This window comes from Prosthecobacter fluviatilis (genome assembly GCF_055388355.1).
Genome location: NZ_AP043782.1, coordinates 4754483 through 4776755, shown reverse-complemented (window position 1 = coordinate 4776755; position 22273 = coordinate 4754483). Strand labels below are relative to the sequence as shown.

At 62.0% G+C, this 22273-nt stretch carries 21 protein-coding genes; 9 read left to right on the top strand and 12 right to left on the bottom strand.

Annotated features, from left to right (window positions below):
• Window positions 1–32 precede the first annotated feature (32 nt).
• Window positions 33–656 (top strand): DUF2238 domain-containing protein, encoded by a 624-nt coding sequence (locus tag ACZ5WW_RS18645; protein WP_377168747.1) that lies wholly within the window; start codon window positions 33–35, stop codon window positions 654–656.
• Here ACZ5WW_RS18645 and ACZ5WW_RS18640 read toward each other — a convergent pair.
• The 7 genes from ACZ5WW_RS18640 to ACZ5WW_RS18610 are packed head-to-tail and all read right to left on the bottom strand — an operon-like array spanning window position 646 to window position 9334.
• Window positions 646–1242 carry a 3-keto-alpha-glucoside-1,2-lyase-like domain-containing protein gene (locus tag ACZ5WW_RS18640; protein WP_377168745.1) on the bottom strand — a complete coding sequence of 199 codons (597 nt, stop codon included), beginning with the start codon at window positions 1240–1242 and terminating at the stop codon, window positions 646–648. The two genes, ACZ5WW_RS18645 and ACZ5WW_RS18640, sit on opposite strands and share 11 nt — an antisense overlap.
• A complete protein-coding gene (locus ACZ5WW_RS18635) occupies window positions 1239–1844 on the bottom strand; it encodes a hypothetical protein (protein ID WP_377168743.1) in 606 nt (201 codons plus the stop codon). Before ACZ5WW_RS18635 ends, ACZ5WW_RS18640 begins: the two co-directional genes overlap by 4 nt.
• An 11-nt stretch (window positions 1845–1855) precedes the next feature.
• Window positions 1856–2839 (bottom strand): C-terminal binding protein, encoded by a 984-nt coding sequence (locus ACZ5WW_RS18630; protein ID WP_377168741.1) that lies wholly within the window; start codon window positions 2837–2839, stop codon window positions 1856–1858.
• A 19-nt stretch (window positions 2840–2858) separates the two neighbouring features.
• Window positions 2859–4298: a DUF1501 domain-containing protein gene (locus ACZ5WW_RS18625; protein WP_377168739.1), complete on the bottom strand. Its 1440-nt coding sequence runs from the start codon at window positions 4296–4298 to the stop codon at window positions 2859–2861.
• A gap of 7 nt (window positions 4299–4305) precedes the next feature.
• Window positions 4306–5676 carry a hypothetical protein gene (locus ACZ5WW_RS18620; RefSeq protein ID WP_377168737.1) on the bottom strand — a complete coding sequence of 457 codons (1371 nt, stop codon included), beginning with the start codon at window positions 5674–5676 and terminating at the stop codon, window positions 4306–4308.
• Between the two features lie 20 nt (window positions 5677–5696).
• Window positions 5697–8633, bottom strand: a complete 2937-nt coding sequence (locus ACZ5WW_RS18615) for a DUF1553 domain-containing protein (protein ID WP_377168735.1) — start codon at window positions 8631–8633, stop codon at window positions 5697–5699.
• Window positions 8630–9334 carry a FadR/GntR family transcriptional regulator gene (locus ACZ5WW_RS18610; RefSeq protein ID WP_377168733.1) on the bottom strand — a complete coding sequence of 235 codons (705 nt, stop codon included), beginning with the start codon at window positions 9332–9334 and terminating at the stop codon, window positions 8630–8632. The genes ACZ5WW_RS18615 and ACZ5WW_RS18610 overlap by 4 nt, the downstream gene beginning before the upstream one ends.
• Before the next feature lie 155 nt (window positions 9335–9489).
• Between ACZ5WW_RS18610 and ACZ5WW_RS18605 the strand changes: the two genes are divergently transcribed.
• A complete protein-coding gene (locus ACZ5WW_RS18605; RefSeq protein ID WP_377168731.1) occupies window positions 9490–10182 on the top strand; it encodes a hypothetical protein in 693 nt (230 codons plus the stop codon).
• Between the two features lie 69 nt (window positions 10183–10251).
• Window positions 10252–11229 (top strand): ArsR/SmtB family transcription factor, encoded by a 978-nt coding sequence (locus ACZ5WW_RS18600; protein WP_377168729.1) that lies wholly within the window; start codon window positions 10252–10254, stop codon window positions 11227–11229.
• On the opposite strand, the gene ACZ5WW_RS18595 is transcribed toward ACZ5WW_RS18600, so the two are convergent.
• Window positions 11198–12841 carry a serine hydrolase gene (locus ACZ5WW_RS18595; protein ID WP_377168727.1) on the bottom strand — a complete coding sequence of 548 codons (1644 nt, stop codon included), beginning with the start codon at window positions 12839–12841 and terminating at the stop codon, window positions 11198–11200. The genes ACZ5WW_RS18600 and ACZ5WW_RS18595 overlap by 32 nt on opposite strands.
• A gap of 83 nt (window positions 12842–12924) precedes the next feature.
• On the opposite strand from ACZ5WW_RS18595, the gene lpxK reads away from it, so the two are divergent.
• From lpxK to ACZ5WW_RS18575, 4 genes are read left to right on the top strand one after another with little or no spacing between them, the layout of a single operon-like run.
• Entirely contained in the window at window positions 12925–14148 is a 1224-nt protein-coding gene (gene lpxK / locus ACZ5WW_RS18590) for a tetraacyldisaccharide 4'-kinase (protein ID WP_377168725.1), read from the top strand.
• On the top strand, window positions 14148–14972 hold the full coding sequence (gene fdhD / locus ACZ5WW_RS18585) for a formate dehydrogenase accessory sulfurtransferase FdhD (protein ID WP_377168723.1): 825 nt from the start codon (window positions 14148–14150) through the stop codon (window positions 14970–14972). The genes lpxK and fdhD overlap by 1 nt, the downstream gene beginning before the upstream one ends.
• The gene (locus tag ACZ5WW_RS18580) at window positions 14969–15391 is read left to right on the top strand and encodes a hypothetical protein (protein WP_377168721.1); all 423 of its coding nucleotides are present in this window, start codon (window positions 14969–14971) and stop codon (window positions 15389–15391) included. Before fdhD ends, ACZ5WW_RS18580 begins: the two co-directional genes overlap by 4 nt.
• Window positions 15388–16509, top strand: a complete 1122-nt coding sequence (locus ACZ5WW_RS18575; protein ID WP_377168719.1) for a cysteine desulfurase family protein — start codon at window positions 15388–15390, stop codon at window positions 16507–16509. The genes ACZ5WW_RS18580 and ACZ5WW_RS18575 overlap by 4 nt, the downstream gene beginning before the upstream one ends.
• 5 nt (window positions 16510–16514) lie before the next feature.
• Here the strand turns inward: ACZ5WW_RS18575 and ACZ5WW_RS18570 are convergent, their stop codons facing one another.
• A complete protein-coding gene (locus ACZ5WW_RS18570; protein ID WP_377168717.1) occupies window positions 16515–17732 on the bottom strand; it encodes an MFS transporter in 1218 nt (405 codons plus the stop codon).
• 262 nt (window positions 17733–17994) lie between these two features.
• Here ACZ5WW_RS18570 and ACZ5WW_RS18565 point away from each other — a divergent pair, with 262 nt between their 5' ends.
• Window positions 17995–19506, top strand: coding sequence for a TlpA family protein disulfide reductase (locus ACZ5WW_RS18565; protein ID WP_377168715.1), 1512 nt, complete (start codon window positions 17995–17997; stop codon window positions 19504–19506).
• Window positions 19507–19515: 9 nt separating this feature from the next.
• Window positions 19516–19737 carry a hypothetical protein gene (locus ACZ5WW_RS18560; RefSeq protein WP_377168713.1) on the top strand — a complete coding sequence of 74 codons (222 nt, stop codon included), beginning with the start codon at window positions 19516–19518 and terminating at the stop codon, window positions 19735–19737.
• Between the two features lies 1 nt (window position 19738).
• Here ACZ5WW_RS18560 and ACZ5WW_RS18555 read toward each other — a convergent pair whose 3' ends face one another.
• The 3 genes from ACZ5WW_RS18555 to ACZ5WW_RS18545 form a co-directional block, all read right to left on the bottom strand.
• Window positions 19739–20404, bottom strand: coding sequence for a response regulator transcription factor (locus ACZ5WW_RS18555; protein WP_377168711.1), 666 nt, complete (start codon window positions 20402–20404; stop codon window positions 19739–19741).
• Complete coding sequence (locus tag ACZ5WW_RS18550; RefSeq protein WP_377168709.1) at window positions 20401–21507, bottom strand: sensor histidine kinase; 1107 nt, start codon at window positions 21505–21507, stop codon at window positions 20401–20403. Before ACZ5WW_RS18550 ends, ACZ5WW_RS18555 begins: the two co-directional genes overlap by 4 nt.
• An 84-nt stretch (window positions 21508–21591) precedes the next feature.
• Window positions 21592–22254 carry a response regulator gene (locus ACZ5WW_RS18545; RefSeq protein WP_377168707.1) on the bottom strand — a complete coding sequence of 221 codons (663 nt, stop codon included), beginning with the start codon at window positions 22252–22254 and terminating at the stop codon, window positions 21592–21594.
• Window positions 22255–22273: the final 19 nt, after the last annotated feature.

Here is a 22273-nt window from a genome sequence, read left to right as displayed (position 1 = left end):
CAAAGCCCCGGCCAGTCCTGCATCTTTGCGGCATGTCCTCCGCCGCCCAAGTGAAGCTGCTGCCAGTCATTCTTTTCAACGCCGCCTACATGCTCGCCGCCGTTGTGGGAGCCGTGGTTCAAGGCAACCGTGAGTTCATTTTTTACATCGTGGTCATGCTTGTGCTGATCAGCGTCATCGGTGCCGTCCACCGCAGCGTGAGGCTGACCACTCCCCTGCTTTGGGCCTTTTCGCTGTGGGGTCTGGCCCACATGGCCGGGGGCCTGTGCCCCCTGCCCTCCGGCTGGCCCTACAATGGCGACAATGAGGTGCTCTACAGTGCGTGGCTCATCCCCGACCTGCTGAAGTACGACCAGATCGTACACGCCTACGGCTTTGGCATCACGACCTGGGCCTGCTGGCATATTTTGAGCCATGCGCTGCGGCAGCCAGATGGCGGGGCTGTGCGCCCCACGTTTGGCATCCTCACTCTCTGCGCGGCGGCGGGCATGGGCTTTGGCGCGCTGAATGAAGTGATCGAGTTCATCGCGGTGCTGACGATTCCCAACACCAATGTCGGCGGCTATGAAAACACGGGCTGGGACCTGGTTTCAAACTTGGTAGGGGCCACGATCGCGGTGGTGATCATCCGCCGCCGCTGCCGGGTCAGCCGCTGATCTTGAGCCCGCGAAACTCCAGCGCCCCGGCTTTTTCTCCCTCAGGACCGCCAGACTCGCCACCGAGGCCAAAGGTCAGCTTTTCCTCGGCAATGCAGGGATGGCTGGCTGAGATCGTCTTACCATCGACCGTGGCGGTGATGCTTTCGCCTTTGAACACGACTTTCACCTGATGCCACACGCCAGCAGCCAGAACATTGGGCTGCTTCAGCAGCTCGGTGCTCTCGCCTTTCTTCGGATGCGCCAGGATGCGCAGCTCACGGATGCTCATGACCAGGTGCACGATGTGCCCTCGCTCCTGGGCGCCGTTGAAAATGATGCCGGCAAACTGGGCCTTTCCCTCCAGTCGGAACTCGCACTCAACGACGCCATCCTTGAGCGGAAATTTGCGCACCTTCAGCGGTCCATGACGGCGCGGCCCTGATTCAAAACCACGCAGGATGCCATCCTTGGCCGTCCAGGTGCCCAGGCCCCAGTACCAGTCTTTGGACAGGCCGTCAGCAAAGCTCTCTTCGAGCAAAATCTTCACTTCGGCCCCCTGGAGCTGAATGCCCAGCAAAAGCAGCAACCACACGAGCTGCCTCATGGCTTGGTCTCTCCGCTGATCTTGAGATTGCGCACCTTCACGGATTTACCGGCTGCGAGCCAGCTCTGGCGCTTGGGCGTGGCCAGAAAGGCATGCTGCGCCTTGAGCTCCTGGCCGTCGAGATTGGCGGCCATCTGGTCGCCCCGCCACTCGACGCGCAGCTTGTGCCATTCGTTGGGCTTCACGGTCAGCGGCAGCTTGGCGATGGTGTGAGAGGGCTTCGCGGAATCTTCGGCAATGCTCAAACTCGTGGCATTGACGACCACACGGCCCACATGCTTGTCTGAATCACAGCCGACAAGGAAACTGCCCGGACCTTCGATGAGAAACTCCACCTCGATGGTGGCGCTGGCGAGCCCCACCTTGTGATGAAGCACGGGAATGTGCTTCTGCTCCGGCAGGTCCAGCACGCTGAGCACTCCGCCTTCGGCTGTCCATTTGCCTTTGGCGACGCTGAAACTCGCGTCCAGCGGGCCTTTGAAATCAGGCGCGGCCAAAACGGGCAGCACGTGGTCGTTCAGCAGAGGTTTGGAGTCTTCCGCGAGAGCAGCAGATGAAACGAGCAGACCCAGGGAGGCGGCGAAAAGATGGCGGAGGTTCATGGTGTGATGGTTTAAGAGGCAACGCCGTTCACAATGTTTTCTAACGGCTCATTGCGCACAGCCGCCAATGCGATGCGTGCGGAGGTGCTGCGCATCTCGATTTTGCTCTCCACGCTACAAAAGGCGGCATGGCAGGTGGCGATGAGGTTGGGGGCCGCAGCCTCCTCCTTGGTGCGCAGAGGCTCGTCTTCGATCACATCCAGCCCGGCACCGGCGATGCGGCCCTCGTTGAGCGCCGCGAGAATGGCGGTCTTTTTGATGATGGCGCCACGTGCGGTGTTAACGACAAAGGAGCCGGGTTTCAGCAAGGCCAGCTCGCGCTCAGAAATCAGGTGCCGCGTTTCCTCACTCAGCGGGCAGTGCAGCGAGAGCACATCGGTCTGCGAGAGGAGTTCATCCAGGCTGCGACAACGGGTGATGCCGACGGCTTTGTCAGCGCCATTCGGGAGGTAGGGGTCATGGAATATAACGCGAAAGCCGAGCGCCTTGGCGCGCAACGCCGTGGCGGTGCCGATACGGCCCAGGCCGACGATGCCGAAGGTGAGAGTGCTCAGGCGGCGAAGCTTTGGCGTGACGCGGATGTTCCAGCCGAGCTGCTTGGCCTCGGCATCCAGCGGCAGGATCTGCCGGCAAAGGGCCATGGCAAGCGCGATGGCGTGGTCTGCCACCTCCTCGGTGCCGTAGTCAGGCACATTGCACACGGCGATGCCGCGCTCGCGTGCTGCGTTCACGTCCACGCTGTCAAAGCCCACGCCATTGCGGATGATCGCGCGACAGTTCTTCAGCCGGGCGATGCCTTTGGCGGTGAGCGGCATGTTGTGCCAGATGATGATGGCATTAGCGCCGCAGACCTCATCGGTCAAATCGGCGTCAGTTTCGCAGAGCGTGCGGGTGACGCGTGCGGCACCGCCGATGATCTGGCGTTCGATGTTGGATTCAGGATCACCTTGTGGAGAGGTGGTCCAGTCGATGATGGCGATGTGAGGTTGGGACATGTGAAAATGCAGTGAGAACCTATGTGAGAATATCTTTGATGACGTGTCCATGCACGTCGGTAAGTCGGCGATTGATGCCATTGTTGTAAAAGCTGAGCTTCTCGTGGTCGATGCCCAGCAGATGCAATGCGGTGGCGTGCAGATCGTAGCAGTAGGCGGGGTTTTCTGCGGCCTTGGAGCCGAGATCATCCGTGCTGCCGTAGGCGGTGCCGCCCAGGATGCCGCCGCCGGCCATCCAGGCGGTGAAGGCGCCGGGATTGTGGTCGCGCCCCTTCCCCTGCGCGGCAGGCTGACGACCAAACTCGCTGGTGCATATGACGAGGGTGCTGTCCAGCATGCCGCGAGATTTGAGATCACGCAGCAAGGCTGCGGCGCCGGAGTCGAGCACCTGGCCCCAGTAGCCGTGGTCGCGCACGAGGTCTTCGTGGCTGTCCCAGTTCGGGCGGATTTTTTTGGCCGTGGTGTTTTCTGCGCCGCAGTAGATCTGCACGAAGCGCACACCGCGCTCAACGAGGCGGCGGGCGAGAAGACACTGGCGGCCAAAGGGGCCGATGTCTTCGTGATCGAGCTGGTAGAGCTGCTTGGTGACGTCCGTTTCGCCGCGCAGGTCGGTGACTTCGGGAGCGCTGAGCTGCAGGCGTGCCGCGAGTTCATACGCAGCGATGCGGGCTTCGAGTTCCGTGTTGCCCGCACGTTCGGCGGCGTGGGCGCGATTGAGGAATTGCAGAAAATCGCGGCTGGTCTGCTCGGTGTCGCCACGCAGTTGCGCGAAGCTTTTGGGCGGAAACAGATCGGCGATGGGCGGCTTTTCGGCATCGGTCTGCAAGGTCGTGCCCTGATGCACGGCAGGGAGAAAACCCGCGCCCCAGTTGATCACGCCCCCGGGCGGCAGGCCGCGCTGATCAGGCAGCACCACAAAGGCGGGCAGGTTTTCGCTTTCGCTGCCGAGGCCATAGGTGACCCACGCGCCCATGCTGGGGAAGCCGGGGAGGATGAAGCCGGTATTGGCCATGAACATCGCAGGTCCATGCAGCGCGCTTTTGCTCTGCATGGAATGAATGAAGGCCATGTCATCGACACAGGTCGCGAGCTGCGGGAAGAGATCGCTGATCCAGCGCCCGCACTGCCCGCGCTGCCGGAAAGGCCAGTAGCTGCCCTGGCAGTTGCCCGGCTTGGAGGCGAAGAACTGCATCTTGCCATCGGGATCGAAGGGCTTGCCGCTGCGCTTAGCCAGCTCCGGCTTGTAGTCCCAGGTATCCACATGGCTCAGACCGCCGGGGCAGAAAATCTGAATCACAGCACGTGCCTTTGCAGGCAAGGGAGGCTGCTTGGCGGAGAGCGGATTTGTCACGCCCCGAGCGTCCCGCTCGAGCAAGGAAACGAGGGCGATGCTGCCGAAACCGCCGCCGATTTTCTGAAGGAAATCGCGGCGTGAGGGGCCTGTGAAGTGAGTACTCATAGGGAAGTTAGCGAATCCAAATGCCTTTTCCGGAGCCTCCCTGCGGCGTGGTCTTGGGATAGTCGGGATTGGGCTTCAGCTCGATGACTTTGACGACCTCATCGATGGGCAAATCGGCCTTTGCCTCCTGCCAGCGAACGCCGGAGACGCTCAGATTGCGCACCGTGCAGCTGAGATCGGGGGAGAAGATTTCGGTCCAGGTGGCCGGGTCGTCCGCCTTACGTTTGTAGGTCTGCGATTTGGGGCCGAGTTCGATGAGGCGGAAATCCGCTGCGAGCGGGAAGTTGAGCTTCACGCCGCGGACGCTCAGGCTGTCAGTGTTGGCGTGGACCTGGATGCTGCCAGGACGTTTGAAGCTGAGGTTTTCGAAGACGATACAGCGCAGCGTGCCGATGCCTGCGCTGGCGTCTTTGTCGCGTCCGATTTCGAGATTCGGCTGATCGTAGAGCTTGAAGTCACGGATGCCGGCAACGTTGCGCACAGTGATGTCGTGGATGGGGCAGTCGAGTGTGGAGCCATCACTAAAGCGCTTCACGCCGGGAAGCAGGCGGATGGAATTTGCCGACGGCACGCCATCAGGCGAGCCATGGATCTCTTCGATGACGATGTGATGAATGGCCCCAAAGCTGGGCGCGTAGTTTTTCCATTCCCAGGCGTTCAGAGCGACGGTGTCATCATGTGAAACGCCGCTCACGCGACGGATGAGCCCTTGGCTGGCCGGGGCGTTTACATGCACTCCGTCACGCCCGTGACGATCCAGCGTGACGCCATCAACGGTGAAATCAGTGACGTTGGCCAGATGCACCGCGAAGGCCCGGCTCTGGCGCACGGTGATATTGCGAACGGTCACATGACGCACGTTGTGAAGAAGAATGACGCCATGCGTCCCAGGCACAGGATCTTTCTTTAACGATGCGCCACGTTGGTTGCCGTTGCCGTCCTTTATGCCATTGGCCAGCGTCGTCCAAATGCCGCCTTCGATGCTGATGCCGGTGTCGGGCTTGGTGTCTTCAGGCACAGGCTGGTCCGCAAAACCGACCATATGCTCATTGCGCACCATGCAGGTATTGGTGCCGGGTTTCAGCCGGATCTCGGCGTCTGGATCTGCCGTGAGCTTCTGACCGGACTTCAGGATGATCGGCCCATCGAGGTAGTAGGGCTGATCGCGCTTCGGCAGATGGACTGTGTTGTCTTTGTCGAGAGCAGTCTGAATGGCGGCGTTCCAGATGTTTCCCTGCACTTTGCGTGTCAGGGGTTTTCCCGCTGCATCAGGCCAGATTTCAGTCCAGACCGATGCATGCGCCAGTGATGGATCGACCTCCGCGGCAGAGAGCGATGCAAGCAGGCCTAATAAAAATGGAATGATTGGTTTGATCATGGGAGCAAGTTCGGCCTGCATCAGTCGAGGTAAACAAACTCATTCGCATTGATGAGCATGCGGCAGAGGGCAAAGAGCCCCTGCTCGGCGACGAGATGGGTGGCGGCGCTTTGTTCTTCAGCCTTCGGCTCTCTTTGAAAGCAGAGAAGGAAGGCCCGCCGGATGGCGGCTGCACGTGAGTCGGTTTCGTTTTCGATGCGGGAGACAAGGTTCGCGGCCTGCTGCAGCATGAATTCGTTGTTGCTCAACGTGAGCGCCTGCAGCGCTGTGGTGGTTTGTGCACGGGCCGGTGTGAGATTGGCGGGATCAGGGCAGTCGAGCGTGGACATGAACTGATGCGGCGTGGTGCGCACCACGAAGCGGTAGATGCTGCGGCGCAGCAGCTCGGGCCTGTCAGGCGTGATGTAGTCGTAGATGGGAGCGTAGGCCTCGGTGAAATTGAAATCACGGTAGCCGGGGCCGCCCATGGCGGGGTTCAAGGTGCCTGCGACACTCAGCACGGCGTCGTGCACGGACTCGGCATCCAGGCGGCGCGGGTTCTGCCGCCAGAGCAGGCGGTTTTGGGCATCCAGACGATTTGCCGTTTCATCGGGCAAAGCGGACTGCTGCCGATAGGCGGCGCTCATGACGATGAGCTTGTGCAGGTGCTTCAACGACCAGCCGCTCTGCAGCAGCTCACTGGCCAGCCAGTCGAGCAGTTCAGGGTGCGAAGGCCTGTCGCCGCCGAGACCGAAGTCACTGGGAGTGCTGACGATGCCCTGTCCGAAATGATGATGCCAGAGCCGGTTTACGAGCACACGGCTGGTGAGCGGATTGGCCGGATGGGTGATCCACTCTGCCAGCAGGCGGCGGCGCTGGCCCTCGGGCGTTTCATTTGTGCCGAAATCCATGCTGGCATGGCGTGCCCAGGCAAATGCCCCGGGCTGCACCTGCTGCTGCGGATCTTCAGGATTGCCCCGCCGCTGCACCCTGACCAGAGGCGGCTGTGCTTCGCTCACGACGGCATAGACTTTGGCCGGATCTGCCTGCGCTTTAAGTCCTGCGTCGAGCCTGGCGGCTTGAGCCCGCAATTGCTTCAGCTTTTCCTGATCAGCAGCCGTGAGCGTGCTGTGCTCCACCTCGGGCACCAGCCGTGCAGCGCCCAAAAACAGCAGGTCGCTGCCGATGCCGTCGCCGCCATCTGTGGCAATAAGGGTGAGCGTTTTCGCCGCCGCCGGAATGGCGATGTCCAAATGCGTGAACTCATCTTTGCGCATCTTGAGCTTCTGAAACTTGCGCTCCGCATCGACAAAGACGGTGAAGTCCGCACGCGAGGCCGCAGCACCGGCATCCGCACCAAAGCCTAGCGCCGCCGTCAAACGCATGTCCCCCAGGCCGCTGCTCCGACGGATTTTCACGAGGTCAAAGGTGATTCCGCTGTTTGCATGCAGCCCGAGAATGGAATGATCTTTCTCTGCGTAATCAACGCCACCGATTTTGGTGCTGCGCTGCGCATTCAGCGGGCCGTTGCGAATGGCATCCCACGTATGTCCGCTGGTGGCTGGCAGTCCTTTGACCTCCTGCTTGGCGGCCACGGGCACAGGGTTCCGGCCATCGGGAACAAAGACCCAGGAGACAAAACGGTCTGCATCTGCCACCTCCGCAGGCCACTCGATGCGCTGCGGTCTGTTCGTCTGGATGTCGCGATGATAGCCGAGCTTTCCCGTCGTGAGACTTCCTGTTCTCAGGTCGATGCCACGGCCTTTGACACCCCCGCCCGCCATGCCGGCAAGATCCAGCCCCTCCCCTGCCAGCTTTGCGATCTGGGCACGTGTCTGCGCCAGCTCCTTGTTCAGACGCGCTTTTTCCTCAGCCACGTGTTTAGCCTCCGCCGCGTCCACCTCGCGGTCTCCGCGCTTCACTCCGGCAAACACAGCCCACAGCCGGTAATATTCCTCCTGCGTGACGGGGTCTAGCTTGTGATCATGGCAGCGCGCGCAGTTGATGGTGATGCCCATCGTCGAGGTGATGACCTGCGTGACCATGTCATCCAGATCGCCTGCACGGGCGGCACGCCTGAGCATCTCGCTCTTCGTTTCCACCTGCCCCACAAAGTCCCACGGCCCGGCGGCGAGGAACCCGGTGGCGATGACGGCCTTGGTATCATTTGGCGCGATCACGTCTCCCGAAATCTGCTCGCGGATGAACTGGTCGTAAGGCTTGTCGGCATTGAGAGACTCGATGACGTAGTCGCGATAGCGCCACGCATTGGGCCGCAGCTGGTCGCGCTCAAAGCCGTGCGTGTCGGCATAGTGGGCGATGTCCAGCCAATGCCGCGCCCAGCGCTCGCCGTAGTGCTGGGAGCGCAGCAGCTCATCCACCAGCTTTTCATAGGCATTGGGGTCGGCATCTTTCACAAACTGCTCCACACGCTCCGGCGCAGGTGGCAGACCGAGCAGGTCAAAGCTCAGGCGGCGGATGAGCGTGCGACGATCCGCCTGCGGCGACATCTTGAGTCCTTTTGTCGCAAGCTTTGCCGTGATCAGCGAATCGATCGTGTCGTCCTTGGACGCGCGCCTGACAGGCTGCACCGCCCAGTGCTGCAGGCGCCTGTCAGTGGCGGCATCTTTGTCAGCAGCATTCTCAGGCCAGACCGCGCCTGATTGAATCCAGTCCTTCACCTGCTGAATCTGCGCCGGTGAAAGCGGCTCGCCCTTGGGGGGCATCCGCTCATCATCCTGCGTCGAGACGATGCGCTGATACAGCAGGCTTTTGCCAGCATCTCCCGCCTGGATGGCAGCACCGTCATGGCCTCCTTTGAAGGCGAAGATTTTGGCATCGAGGCGCAGCTCTCCCTTCTGCTTCTTTGCGCCATGACACTCGACGCAGCGCCGCTCCAGCAGCGGGCGGATGTCCTGATCGAAATCAACGGCCCGCACAGATGCAGCCGCCATGAGGATGAAGAGCGTCGTTTTCATCGTTTGGCTTTCGTCTTGGCGCCCGTCAGGTCGCGCGCTGCTTCGTCCATGTGGTGTTTCATCGCTTCGGCGGCCGCACCGGCATCATGCGCCGCCACCGCATTCAGGATGGCGGCGTGGTGGTCGATGGCCCGCTGCCTGCCCACGTTCCCAATCGTCACCCGGCGGCTCTCACGCCCCAGATCAGCCAGAGATTCCAGCATGAGCTTCAGGATCTCATTTCCTGCAATGCGGGCCAGCGTGCGATGAAAGTCGATGTCCGCCTCCACCTCTTCGTCATGGGTCTCCGCCGCCACGAGCCGCTCGTGCACGGTGCGCAGCTGCTTCACATCAGCGGCCCTGGCTTTCAGCGCAGCCTGTCGTGCGATCTCGGGCTCGATCACTGCTCGCGCCTCGATCAGTTGCCGCAGTCTCTCAGCCGCCTCCGGCAGCAAAATGGCCACGGAGCTGCTCAGCGGCTTGTGCAGACGGTTCACAGCCCGGATGCCGCTGCCATGGCGGATCTCCAGCAGTCCTTGCAGTTCCAGACGTTTGGTGGCCTCCCGCAGCACCGTGCGGCTCACGCCCAGGCTCTCGGCCATCTGCCTCTCCGGCGGCAGCCTGCCGTCGCCGGAGCCGGCTTCATCCCGCAGCTGAAGCGCCAGCCGTGTACACACCTGCTCAACGAGCGAGGGGGAGGATTTGAGAGGAGCTATGGTCATCGTATTGGTAGGAGGTCATACCAATTACGCCACCTCTGAAAAACTCTTTCGTGTCTCTTTTCCGCCTCCCCGGCATTCTCGCGCTCGCAGCACTTGAAACTTGAGCCTCCCCCCAAACGCGGGAAATTGCCCGGTCCCACCTCCAGCCGCGCCGCATGCCCTTCCGTGACACCCTGCTCAATCTCGCCATCACCTTTGTGCTGGTGCTGATCATCGTGCTCGTGGCTGTGCTGCTGAAACAAAACCACCCGCCGCCAGCGCAGGCGCTGCCAGTGGCTGTGGCCCATGTGCCAGGAGGGCAGGCTCAGACTGATCCCACACGTGCTCCGCTGCCGGAGTTCAGGATCTTCCCCAAGGCCCGCCTCATTGAAAGCCGCGCCAACGAGGCCGACACGCTGCGCATCAAGGTCAGCGACACCGAGGACGAGCACATCTTCGTGCTTTACTACGTCGATGCGCTGGATGCCTCCCTGACCCACCCGCAGCGTGTGCAGGATCAGGCGCGCTACTTTGGCGTGAGCAGCCAGCGTGTCATTGAGGAAGGGCAGCGCGCAGTGCATTATGTGACGCAGCTGCTCAAAGACCACACCTTCACCGTGATGACACGCTGGGAGGAGGTGCCCGGCCTCAGCCGCTACTATGCCCTGATCATCGTGGAGATCAGCCCCGGCAAACAGGTCTACCTGGCAGACCTGCTGGTGCAGCAGGGCTACGCCCGCGTGGCTGGCGTAACCTCCAGCCTCCCGGGAGATGCCCGCTCCATCAATGACTACGCCCTGGAGCTCCAGGGACTGCGACGGCAGGCACAGCAGGGCAAGGCGGGCATCTGGGCCGCGTCCAAGCTTTGAAACAGCCGCCTCACAGGTGCAAAACTCTGGCATTGATGAATCATCATACGTTGATACGATGACTTCACCTTGGCCTCCGTCCTCAAATCTCTCAGCCTCATCGCCGACCCCACCCGGGTGCGGCTGCTGCTGCTGCTCAAGCAGGAGGAGCTGAGTGTGGCGGAGCTGCAGGAGGTGCTCTCCCTGCCGCAGTCCAACATCTCCGCACAGCTGGCCAAGCTCAAGACGGCTGGACTGGTCAGCGACCGCCGCAGTGGCAAGAACCGGCTCTACCAGCTGGACCAGCCCGGCACCAAAGACCAGCCCACGCATGAGCACTTCCTAGCCCTGCTGGAGGCTGCCGGCGCTGAACTGCGCGAGGTGGCCAAGGATGCCGACGCGCTGCAGATCGTGCTGCGCAAGCGCGCCCAGACGGCCAAGGCCTACTTTGACGCACTGGCCGGGAAGTTTGGCCGCCACTACATCCCCGGCCGCTCATGGAAGGGCCTGGGTGAGACGCTGCTCAAGCTCATGCCGCCGCTGGTCATCGCCGACCTGGGCGCTGGCGAGGGCACCCTTTCCCAGCTTCTGGCGGAGCGCGCCAAAAAAGTGATCGCCGTGGACAGCAGTGAAAAGATGGTGGCTTACGGTGCGGAGCTGGCGCAGAAGCACGGCTTTGCAAACCTCGAATTCCGCCTCGGGGACATCGAGGCACCGCCCATCCCGCCGCTGAGCGTGGACCTCGTTTTCCTCAGCCAGGCACTGCACCACGCGCAGAATCCGGAAAAGGCGCTCAAAGCAGCCCATGGCATCCTGCGGCCCGGCGGTCGCATCGTGGTGCTGGATCTGCTGAAGCACCAGTTTGAGCAGGCGCGCGAGCTGTATGCCGACGTGTGGCTGGGCTTCTCCGAGAGCGATCTGCATGAGATGCTCGCCAAGGCGGGCTTCAAAAAGATCGAGACCAGCGTGGTGCACCGGGAGAGCAAGAGCCCGCACTTTCAGACCGTGCTGGCGCTCGCAGAAAAGGAAAACCGCCTCACTGCTTCGGGGCACTGGATGGGGTCTTAACCCTTGGTGCGGGCACCGTCAGTCCGTTTTGCAGCAGCGTAAGGCCATTGATCTGTTTGTCATCATCTCGGGTGAAGACGAGCGCCGCCTGCACCACATCGTATTCGAAGCGGTCGGCCTCCGTTTCAAAAACAGGCGCGGCAGGCTGGCCTTCCATCTGGGCGAAAAGCGTGCGCCCCTTGACTGAGACGGTGAGCTTTTGCATCCCCATCAGCGCGTACTCGCCTGCATAGGGCTGCAAGGCCTTGGCAGAGCCCAGCTTGTAGTCCGGCGGCGGTTTGGCACTGAGCTTTGCGGTGATCTCATTACCATTTTGAAAAAGGGTCACCGACCGGATGGCGCCCTCGGCGCGGTTAAAGCCGACCTCAGCCGCCACCTCTTTCATAAAAAAGCGGTCGGGGCCCTTGGCAAAAAGCCGCAGAAACATCTGCCCGGTCAGCTTTAGGTAGAGGTTTCCACCGTCGAGCTTCACGATGAAGCTCGAGTTGCGATCAAGTTCATAAAGCCCGGGGTACTGTTTCAGCATCTCCGCCGGCAGGGAGGTCTCTTTCTGCGTCGCCGGATCGAACGGTTTGACGGTGGTGGTGCCCGCAATCACCTCGCTGCCTCCCAGCGCGTTGCTGTTGATCAAGACCACACGCACGATGCCGCTGGCCGGTATCACCTGCAGCCCTGAGCAAAAACCTCCGGTGCCACCGTCATGGTGGAGCGTGGCATCGCCATCAAACTTTCCCAGCAGCACCCCCAGGCCGATCTGCCCACCCATGGAGGGCGCATCTGCCTGCGGCTTCAAAGCCAGTGCAAAGGCCTCCTTCAAAGGAGTCTGGTCAGGATGGAGCAGCGCCTCGCCAAATTTCATGAGGTCTGCCGCCGTGCTGCGCAGCGCGCCACACCCGGCCAGCGCGGCCATGTGCCAGGGCTTGGTTGCCTTTGCTCCATCATGTGGCATGGCGCGCGGCAGCCTGGCCTCAGGCTGCGGCGCCGTGTCCTTCATTCCCAGCGGCAGGCATATTTTCTCCACCACAGCCTTGTCCCATGACGTCTGGCATACCCCGCCCAGCAGATGCCCCAGCAGCCCCATGCCGAGGTTTGAGTAGCCAAAGGCGAAAGGGCTTTCCCCCTCCAGCTTTGCGGTGGCGAGATAGCTCCACAGCAGCTTCTCATCATAATTCGCATACGGGTCATCCTCCGCCATACCGGCGATGGCATTCTCCGGCAGGCATGGCAGCCCGCTGGTGTGGGTGGCCAGCTGCCTCAGCGTGATGGCTGCCACGCGTGGATCAGCAAACTTCACCTTCCCAGCCAGCATACCGCCGATGGTGGTGTCCAAAGTCACCTTTTTTTCCACCACAGCCTGGGCCAGCAGCAGCCCGGTAAAGACCTTGGTGATCGAGCCTATCTCAAAGACAATCTGCTCCGGCTTTGCCTCTCCGGCCTCCGGGGCTTTGCCGGCCATCGCATAGCTCACCTGGCCGCCGATGAGCTCCCCGGTGACAATGCAGCCAGCCGGGAGCAGCTTTTGCCTTCGCGCCGCCGCCTCGGCCAGAGTACCGGCCTGGGCCCATGAAACGGCTAGCAGCAGACAGGGCAGCATTCGGACGATTGTTTTCATTTCCATAAGGCTACAAAACTCCGCAGCAATCAGCAAGGCGTCTCGTTGACGTGGCGCGCTTTCCCGCCTCCTATGCCCTTCTTGTGAGAGACACCCTGGAAGACATCGAAAACTTCGTCATCGACGTGGTGATCAACAACCGCCGTGGCATCCGCGCATCGCTGCTGCGGGTCGTTTTCCGTGGTCTCTCGGGCATTTATTCCGCCGTCGTACGCACGCGGCTCTATCTTTACCGCCACCGCTATATCCATGACCACCACCTGGGGGTGCCTGTCATCAGCGTGGGAAACCTGACCACCGGCGGCACCGGCAAGACCCCCGTGGTGGAGATGCTCTCCAAGGCCCTGCACGAGCACGGCCGCAGGGTCTGCATCCTGAGCCGGGGCTACAAAAGCAAGCGGCAGAAAAAGCTCCCCTTCACCAAAAAACTGGCCTCACGTCTGGGCCTCATCCCCAAGCCCGCAGAGCCTCCGCCGCGCATCGTCTCCGATGGTGAAAAGGTGCTTCTCGACTCCCACAATGCCGGAGACGAGCCTTTCATGCTGGCCAAGAACTGCCCCGGCATCCCCGTGGTGGTGGACAAAAACCGCGTGAAAGCCGGAGCCTTCGCCATCCAGCATTTTGGCGCGGACGTGCTCGTGCTCGACGACGGCCTGCAGTACCTCAAGCTCAAGCACCGGCACGACATTGTGCTGATCGACAAAACGGCCGCCTTTGGCGTAAACGGCTACATGCTGCCGCGCGGCACCCTGCGCGAGCCCCCCCGCAGCCTGCGCCGCGCCAGCTACATCTTTATCACCAAATCTGACGGGGACAGCGAGGATGTGGTGAAGCAGATCCGCCGCTACAACCGCGCCGCCGAGATCATCGAGTGCCGCCACCGCGCGATGCACTTTGAAAACATCCACACCGGCGAGCGCATCCCCATCGACGGCCTGCGGGACAAGTTTGTCGGCGCACTTTCGGGGATCGCCGTGCCGGAGAGCTTTGAAAACGGCCTGCGCAAGCTGGGGGCCAAGGTGGAGGTGACCGCCCGCTTTGCGGACCATCACCGCTTTCGCGGCCCTGAGCTGAAGCAGTTCATCGAGCGCTGCTCCCGGCGGGATGTGCACTGCATGGTCACCACCGAGAAGGATTACGTGCGCTTTTCCAAGCTGCCGGAGTCTGACATCCCCTTCTACTTCATGCGCGTGGAGATCGAGATCATCCGCGGCCGCGATGTCTTTGAAAAAATGGTGCGCCTCATCGCCGAGCCGCGCCGCGTGCCTGCGGGCGTGCTGCCTGCGGATTTCATGGAGGCATCCTGATGAGCGCTGAAAATCCAGCCATGGCCGCCGTGCATCTGCACAAGTTGAGCACCGCCGGTGGCGCGGCTGAAGTGGACGATGTGACCGCCCGTGAAGAGCCGCTGGAAATCCGCGTGGAGGGCCGCTCCGTGGCCGTGGTGATGCGCACGCCGGGGCACGACGAGGAACTGGCGTGCGGCTTCCTCGTGAGCGAGGGCGTGGTGAAAAACCCGCGTGACATCCTCGAGGTCTCCCAATGCCCCAGCGTGAACAACAAGCATGGCAACATCGTGGATGTGCTGCTGGGCGGCGCAGTGGTGAACTGGGACTCCCTCACCCGCCATGTCTTCAGCGCCTCAAGCTGCGGGCTGTGCGGCAAGACCAGCATCGAAAGCGTGTTCCAGCAGTTCCCTTCCGTGAATGGAGACTGGCAGGTGGAGCCAAAGCTCATCGCCAGCCTGCCCGACAAGCTGCGTGCGGCTCAGGAAACGTTTTCAAAGACCGGCGGCCTGCATGCCAGCGGCCTTTTTGATCTGGAGGGCCGCCTCATCGTGCTGCGCGAGGACGTGGGCCGCCACAATGCGCTGGACAAGATCCTCGGCTACGCGCTCCAGCGCGGCATGCTGCCGCTGGACCGCCACATCCTGCTGGTGAGCGGGCGCGTGTCCTTTGAGATCATCCAGAAGGCGCTTGCCGCGCGCATTCCCCTGCTCGCCGCCATCTCCGCCCCGAGCAGCCTGGCGGTGGATTTTGCCCATGAGGCGGGCCAGACACTCGTGGGCTTTCTCCGTGGAGAAACCATGAATGTTTACACGCATCCGCAGCGTGTGAAGATGGCACCATGAAAAAAGCGAATCCCATTGTCCTGATCATCTGGGGAGCACTGTGCAGCTCGCTCTGCCTGTATGCCGTGATGCTGAGTTCGATGACTTTCGCGCCATCCAAGAGCGCCCCCGGTGCCATGGGGCAGGTCATCGCCCTCATCGCCGGAAGTGCCACGGTCCTGAGTTTTTTGCTGCGCAGGCTTCTGCTCGGCGGCTTCACCTCGGGTGCGCTCAATCCTGACGATCCGGAGCAGCGGGGCCGCTTCATCGCGGGTCATGTCGTGGTCTTTGCCTTGAGCGAAGGCATCGGCGTGCTGGGGCTTGTCAACGGCCTCCTCTCCAATGGACAGGGCGGCTCATGGCTGCCTTACCTTGGGCTCTCGCTCGCCCTCATGCTGCTGCACATCCCGCTGCCATTCCGTTTCAAACCTGCTGCATGAACGGCTACTTTGACCACAATGCCACCACCCCGCTGCACCCCGCCGCGCGAGATGCCTGGCTGCGGGCCAGTGAGAAGCACTGGCACAATCCCTCCAGCCTCTACCGCGATGCCGGCATGGCCAGCCAGCATCTGGAGTCCGCGCGTGAACGGCTGGGCACGCTGATCGGGACGGACGCAGAGCGCATCGTCTTCACCTCAGGAGCCACAGAGTCCAACAACGCGCTCTTCGCCCCCCTGCCGCCAGATGCGCTCGTTTTGATCTCCGCCATCGAGCACCCCAGCCTTCGTGAGGCCTCGCGTGGCAGACAGGTGCTGGAGCTTCCTGTCAACACCGACGGTGTCGTGGAACCCGACACCCTCAAAAGCCACCTCTCCGCCCACCGCCCGGCGCTCGTCTCAGTGATGGCGGCCAACAACGAAAGCGGCACCCTCCAGCCCTGGCGCGAGCTGGCGGCGCTTTGCCGCGCACACGGCGTGCCGTTTCACACGGACGCCGCGCAGTGGCTCGGCAAGATCGATGCCGCAGATCTTGGCGAGTGTGATTTCATCACCGGCAGCGCGCATAAGTTTGGCGGCGGCAAAGGCTGCGGCTTTCTGGTCCTGCCGTCCGAAGATTCACGGCTCGGCTTCATCCGTGGCGGCCCGCAGGAGCATGGGCGCCGTGCGGGCACGGAAAACTATCCGGCCATCGAGGCCATGGTCACAGCCCTAGAGTCGCTCACTCTGCGCTTGGGCGAAGTCGCGCAGACACAAAGCGGGCTGCGTGATGCCTTCATCGCTCAAATGCGGGCGCGTTTCGAGCCTCTGCGCGTCATCAGCGAATGCTCACCCCGGCTCTGGAACACCGTGCTCATGGTCATGCCGGAGCACGACAATCTGAAATGGCTCACGCGGCTCTCGCGGCGCGGTTTCAGCATCTCCACCGGCTCGGCCTGCAGTTCAGGCAAAGAGGGCTCCTCTGTGGTGGTGACGGCGCTCGGCGCCAGCGCGGCTGAACTGAAACGCGTCGTGCGCATCAGCAGCGGCTGGGAGACGACGGCAGAAGACTGGCAGGCGCTCGCGGTGGCTTTCGAGGAAGTGTTTGAAGAGCTGAACCGTGGCGGCAGGCCACAGTAGAAGGCTCACGCTCCTGGACGCGGACGGATCAGCAGCACGAGCAGTAGCGAGAACACACAGACCATGGCGAAGACGCCGAAGATGACGTTGAGCGGTATCTGCATGTCGCGCATCCTGCCGAAACCCCAGTCCGCCAGTCCGCCGCACATCATGCTGACGAAGTTCATGAGACCGTAGCCGGTGGCGCGCATGTGAGGCCGCACAATCTGGCTGAGGATGGGCATGTTGTTGCAGTCAAAAAAACCCCACCCGACACCAAACAGGATCAGCGAGGCGATGGCGAGCCCGAAGGAGTTCAGCGCAGGGGCATTGCCCACGCCAAACATGGCGGGAACGATGAGCATCATGCCGATGGCGCTGACGTAGATGCGGCCACGGTCGCTGCGCCGCATCCAGCGGTCCGCCAGCCAGCCGCCGAGGATCGCGGAGAGCAACGCCGCACCCTGCCAGTAAAGAGCGGCAGACACTCCGGCCTTGCCCTGGCTGATGTCGAAGGCCTTTTGCAGAATCGCCGGCATCCAGTCGCGCACCACCCAGGCGGCGAGAGCGGGCAGAGTGAAGTAGAGCACCAGCAGAATGAAATTGCGATTGCAGAGCAGTTCTCCAATCGCACCGCCGCGTCCGGCAGGCATCAGAGCCTCCTGAGTGTCCGTCTGCCGTGGCACGTCCCGCAGGAGCAGGAGCAGCGGGATGGCATAGAGGATGCCGGCCAGCCCCGTGAAATCGAACATGAAGCGCCAGCCGAGCTCAGGCTGATCTGCCACAAAGCCGGCAAAGCCGCCGACCATCACACCGCAATAAATGCCCATCTGATGCACGCCGATGGCGCGCGAGCGCGTCCCGGCGGTGTGATAATCCGCGATCAAGGCCAACGCCGCAGGGATGTAAAAAGCCTCGCTGATGCCCATCAGCGTGCGCGCCCAGTACAGCTCATTGAAGCTGCTCACATGTCCGGTGAGCCAGGTGATGAGCGACCATACGAACAGACTGCCACAGATTGTCAGCCTGCGGCTGAAGCGGTCTGCGATGTACCCGCCGATGGGACTGCAGATGGCATAGACCCATTTGAATGACGCCAGCATATGCCCCCAGTTTTCCTCCGTACCGATGTCCTTGATGTCGCCCATCACAGAGACCTTCATCGAGGCGATCATCTGGCGGTCCAGGTAGTTCAGCAGCGCCACTGGAAACAACAGCCCCACGATGAGCCACGCCCGGCGCATGAGGGGTGATGAAGTGTCAGCTTGGGTTGGAGACAAAGACATCCGCCCATTAACCACACACCACCCCGGGCGAAAAGCCTGAATTCATGCTTCGTCTTGACCCGTCCATGACTTAAAATGCACAGGCAAACCGGCTGGCCCGTCACAATCAAATCCTCCCGGGCTAATTCGCTAGGCGGCGCTTGATGTGACGCCACCGCCAACCAACCCACCCCCCACCACTTCTATGAAGCCTCTCATGCTGTGTTTTTGTTTGCTGCCCATGGCCGCCGCCCCCGCCGAAGAAGTCCGGCTGCAATGGATGAATGCGGGAATGTACTCCAAGGTCCACTACCAGGCGCCTGTCGTGACCAAGTTCCTGCAGCAACAGCCTGCGCAGATCGTCAAGGTCCCGGAAGGGCTTGTCGATCCGCAGTATGTTCTTCTGGAAACCGGACCCAGGGCGCAACGCAAGCTGGTGGGACTCATTCTGGATCAGCGCACGCCCAGGGAGGCGCACCTATGGGTGGATGCGAATGGCGATGGTGACCTCACCAACGATCCTGAAGCCAAATGGGTGTCTGCAGCGAGGGGGCCTGAGGGCAGGGAAATCATTTCCTGGCATGGAGCAGCCTCCGTTCAGATCACCTATCCGGATAGCACTCAGCAGATGGTGCTGGTCTTCTACCGGAATGGCTCCTCCTCAGGCCCCGGGCCTCTCATCTATCACCGCGACTACGGCCGTCAGGGCAAAGTCTCAGTCGGCGGCCGTGAAATGGATGTCTATCTGAGTGACGACACCACCACAGGCGAATTCACCCCGGAGCGCACCAGACTCATCCTCGACATGAATGGAGACCATCGGATCGATCCGAGGGCAGAGCTGTTCCAATTCGACAGGCCCCTTGTGCTCCAAGGCTCGGTGTATGAGACGAAGAATCTCTCCCCTGACGGCTCCCGCTTTGAGCTGGTGCCATCGGCTCTGAGTGTGGCTCAGGTCGAGGAGGAAAAGAAAAGCCGGGCAGCTGCCCAAATGGCGGGCCGGCGCAAGGCGCAGGAAGGTGAGATCGGCAAGCCGGCTCCCTCCTTTGAAGCCAAAACCATCGACGGCAAAACCGTACGCTTTCCTGAAGACTACAAAGGCAAGCTGGTGATGCTCGACTTCTGGGCCACCTGGTGCGGACCATGCCTGCATGAGCTTCCCGGGCTGATCAAAGCGCATGAGGAATTCGCCCCGCAAGGCTTCACCGTGCTGAGCGTCAGCCTGGACCACGATGAAGACGTGGCCACCCTGCCGGAATTTGTGAAAGCCAGAAACATGAACTGGCCGCAGGTCTGCGATGGAAAGAGCCGGCAGAGCGACATCGTGAGGCAGTACGGCGTGAATGGTATCCCCGCCTGCTGGCTGGTGGATGGAGACACCGGCCGCATCCTGGCCACTTCGGTGGATCTGCGTGGCGAGGCCCTGCGCGAGACCCTGGCCAAAGCGCTGGCGGCCAAGGGCTTTGGAAAAGCGCCTGCCCCCATGGCCACCATCCCCCCCAGTGCAGAAAAGGCGGAGCGTGAAGACCTCGCCTCGAATTCACTGGTGGACCGGCTGCAAAAACTGGCTGCCAAAGAAGGCCTGATGTCCGCCCAGGCCCTTCAGTCCCAGCTCGCTCATCCGACGCCTGCCCGCCTGAATCTGGCCACGCCACTGAACACTCCGCTGCGGGGGCGCGAGATCGCAAAACGCGCCGCTGAGGCTCACGTGCGTGTGGGCTGGGTTTATCAGTGCACCAAGTGCAGCCGCTGACACACACGCATGGATGTCAGTGCAGACTGGGCATCCGGCAGCAGCGGTGCTGCCATTCTCGACGCCTATGGAAATGCCATCGGCCATGTGGCACGCATTCGTCCCCTGCTCGGCTCCCAGCTAGCCTCGGAGGCCGGCAACGGCAAAGCCACCATCCCCACGCTCATGACGCTAAGCGAAGCCATCCCGGCATCCGTGGTGCTTTCCTTGATCGGCAAGGACAGTCAATGACTCAGGTCTCCTCCAGCCGATAGCCAATGCCGGGCTCGTTCACGATGCGGGGCCCGGCCTGACCAAGCTTTTTGCGCAGGTGGTTGATGTGCACGCGCAGACCTTCGCTCGGGTCGCTTGTCTGGCCGGCCCACACCTGCTTTGTGATCTGATTTTGCGTGACGATGCGCCCCGCGTGCTCTGCGAGCACCTTGAGCAGCACGAATTCGGTGGGCGTGAGTTTGAGCGGCGCCTCATCCAGCATGGCCTCGTGATGGAGCAGATCCAGCTTCAGAGGTCCGACCATGATTTCGGCACTCTGGCGCGTGAAACGGCGGCGCTGGATGACCGTGAGGCGGGCCAGCAGTTCGGCGGTGCCGAAGGGCTTGGTCACGTAATCGTCCGCGCCGTTTTCCAGGGCCTCGACCTTGATGGTCTCCTGGTCACGCACGCTGAGGATGAGCACCGGCACGTCGCTCCATTCCCGCAGCCGCTTCAGCACCTCGATGCCGTTCATTCCTGGCAGTCCAAGGTCCAGCAGCACCACATCGGGCCGGTGAAACGCAGCCTCCTGCAGGCCCAGCTGTCCCTCCGCTGCCTCGCTGACCTCGTAACCGCGCGACTCCAGCACCATGCGCAGCAGGCGGCGCATCTGCTGTTCGTCGTCAATGATGAGTGCCTTGCTCATGCAGCGCTGCGAGTTTTCACCGGAAGGTGCAGCACAAACTCCGCGCCGCCTTCAGGATGGGTATGCGCCTCAATGTCACCTTTCATGGCGCGCATCAAGCCGCGTGCGATGGCCAGCCCCAGACCGGTGCCGCCTGCGGGTGAATCTGGAGCACGGTAAAACTTGTCAAACAAATGCTCTTCCGAGCCAAGGGGCAGACCGGGGCCGTGATCTCGCACACTCAGCTCCAGAACATCGTCCGAAAGCGCAGCATGCACCTCGACAGCGGTGCCGGGTGGCGCATAGCGCGTTGCATTGTGCAGCAGATTGCCCAGCACCTGGGCGAGAAGGCGGCTGTCGAGCTTGAGCAGGGGCAGTTCCTCGGCACCGGAGACATGCAGCGTGTGCGCGGCCAGTTCAGCCTGGATGGGAGCCGTGGCGGCGTGCAGGACATCGCCCATCTCGCACCAGTCCGCGTGCGGCTCCAGGGCCTCAGACTCCACCCGGGTCATTTCCAAAAAATTTTCCACGATGCGCTGCAGACGCCGGTTGGCCGTCTCAATTTCCCTGGCATAGGCATTCCCCTGCCCCAGTCCGTCCAGAGCGGTGCGGATGATGGCGATGGGCGTTTTCAGCTCATGCGCCACGCTGTCCAGCAGCGTGCGGTGCAGCCGCTCAGACTCCGCAAGCAGTTCCGTGCGATGTTTCAGCTCCAGCAGATGTTCCCTCTCCTGATGATGCTGCGCCAGCGCCGCCTCACGTGCACGCAGCCGGATGATGAGATGTCCCATGCTCAGCGCCACGATGAAAAACAGGCTGAACATCACCATGTCCTGCGGCTTGTCGATGTGCAGCGTGAACTGCGGCGGGATGAAGAAATAATTCCACACCAGCGCGCTGACCACCGCCATCATCAGCACAGGCCCTCGGTTCCACCGCGTGCCGGCCAGCACGATGGCCATCAGAAACACCAGCGCGGCAAACAGATCTCCGGTGTAAGGCAGCAGCACCCAGCAGGTGGACGCCAGCACAAACACCAGAGTCAGCCCCCAGCTGTACTGCCCCACCTCCGCCAGTGGAACCGGCGGGGGGGCGGAGGGCTTGAAGCTCACGGCGTTTGGCATGGCAGCCCCATCCTTCGCTGCAAAGCGTCTCCACGCCAGTAAACAGCAGCAGCCAGGGCGTTAAGAAAGTGTAAAAAGAAAGGCTCAGTTCCCTTCCAGCCGATAGCCGATGCCGGGCTCGTTCTTGATCTCCAGCGTTGATCCCTCCAGCTTTTTGCGCAGGTGGTTGGCATACACCCGTAGGTAGTGGCTCTGCTCCTCCGCCTGCGGCCCCCACACGGCACGCAGCAGTTGCTTCAAAGTGACCACCTTTCCCGCATGCCGCACCAGTTGCGCCAGCAGCGCGTATTCCGTGGGGGTAAGCTTGAGCGGCTGTCCATGCAGCGTGGCCTCGTGGTGCACCGGGTCCAGCACCAGCGGCCCCGCCTGCAAAGCGGCATCATCCTGCCCTCCATGCCGCCGCTGGATGGCGGCCAGACGCGCCATGAGCTCGGCGGTGCTGAAGGGCTTGCACACATAGTCATCCGCCCCGGCGTCAAAGGCCGCCAGCTTCACCGCCTCCTGGTCGCGCACGCTGAGGACTAGCACCGGCACACTGCTCCATTCGCGCAGCCGCTTCAGCACCTCCACACCGTCCATGTCCGGCAGGCCGAGATCCAGCAGGATGACATCGGGCTTGTGAAAAACGGCCTCCTGCAGCCCGAGCTGACCTTTGTCCGCCTCGCGCACCGTGTATCCCCTGGACTCCAGCGCCATGCGCAGCAGGCGGCGGATCTGGATTTCGTCATCAATGATGAGTGCGGTCATGGGAACGTGAAAAACGAAT

Bases quoted from the DNA above. Each gene is read 5' to 3' on its own strand.
- ACZ5WW_RS18550 (WP_377168709.1), bottom strand. From the start codon at position 21,507: ATGCCAAACGCCGTGAGCTTCAAGCCCTCCGCCCCCCCGCCGGTTCCA.
- fdhD (WP_377168723.1), top strand. From the start codon at position 14,148: ATGAGCGCTGAAAATCCAGCCATGGCCGCCGTGCATCTGCACAAGTTG.
- ACZ5WW_RS18605 (WP_377168731.1), top strand. From the start codon at position 9,490: ATGCCCTTCCGTGACACCCTGCTCAATCTCGCCATCACCTTTGTGCTG.
- ACZ5WW_RS18645 (WP_377168747.1), top strand. From the start codon at position 33: ATGTCCTCCGCCGCCCAAGTGAAGCTGCTGCCAGTCATTCTTTTCAAC.
- ACZ5WW_RS18610 (WP_377168733.1), bottom strand. From the start codon at position 9,334: ATGACCATAGCTCCTCTCAAATCCTCCCCCTCGCTCGTTGAGCAGGTG.
- ACZ5WW_RS18620 (WP_377168737.1), bottom strand. From the start codon at position 5,676: ATGATCAAACCAATCATTCCATTTTTATTAGGCCTGCTTGCATCGCTC.
- ACZ5WW_RS18545 (WP_377168707.1), bottom strand. From the start codon at position 22,254: ATGACCGCACTCATCATTGATGACGAAATCCAGATCCGCCGCCTGCTG.
- ACZ5WW_RS18640 (WP_377168745.1), bottom strand. From the start codon at position 1,242: ATGAGGCAGCTCGTGTGGTTGCTGCTTTTGCTGGGCATTCAGCTCCAG.
- ACZ5WW_RS18630 (WP_377168741.1), bottom strand. From the start codon at position 2,839: ATGTCCCAACCTCACATCGCCATCATCGACTGGACCACCTCTCCACAA.
- ACZ5WW_RS18625 (WP_377168739.1), bottom strand. From the start codon at position 4,298: ATGAGTACTCACTTCACAGGCCCCTCACGCCGCGATTTCCTTCAGAAA.
- ACZ5WW_RS18555 (WP_377168711.1), bottom strand. From the start codon at position 20,404: ATGAGCAAGGCACTCATCATTGACGACGAACAGCAGATGCGCCGCCTG.
- ACZ5WW_RS18560 (WP_377168713.1), top strand. From the start codon at position 19,516: ATGGATGTCAGTGCAGACTGGGCATCCGGCAGCAGCGGTGCTGCCATT.
- ACZ5WW_RS18565 (WP_377168715.1), top strand. From the start codon at position 17,995: ATGGCCGCCGCCCCCGCCGAAGAAGTCCGGCTGCAATGGATGAATGCG.
- ACZ5WW_RS18575 (WP_377168719.1), top strand. From the start codon at position 15,388: ATGAACGGCTACTTTGACCACAATGCCACCACCCCGCTGCACCCCGCC.
- ACZ5WW_RS18595 (WP_377168727.1), bottom strand. From the start codon at position 12,841: ATGAAAACAATCGTCCGAATGCTGCCCTGTCTGCTGCTAGCCGTTTCA.
- ACZ5WW_RS18615 (WP_377168735.1), bottom strand. From the start codon at position 8,633: ATGAAAACGACGCTCTTCATCCTCATGGCGGCTGCATCTGTGCGGGCC.
- ACZ5WW_RS18570 (WP_377168717.1), bottom strand. From the start codon at position 17,732: ATGCGCCGGGCGTGGCTCATCGTGGGGCTGTTGTTTCCAGTGGCGCTG.
- ACZ5WW_RS18635 (WP_377168743.1), bottom strand. From the start codon at position 1,844: ATGAACCTCCGCCATCTTTTCGCCGCCTCCCTGGGTCTGCTCGTTTCA.
- ACZ5WW_RS18580 (WP_377168721.1), top strand. From the start codon at position 14,969: ATGAAAAAAGCGAATCCCATTGTCCTGATCATCTGGGGAGCACTGTGC.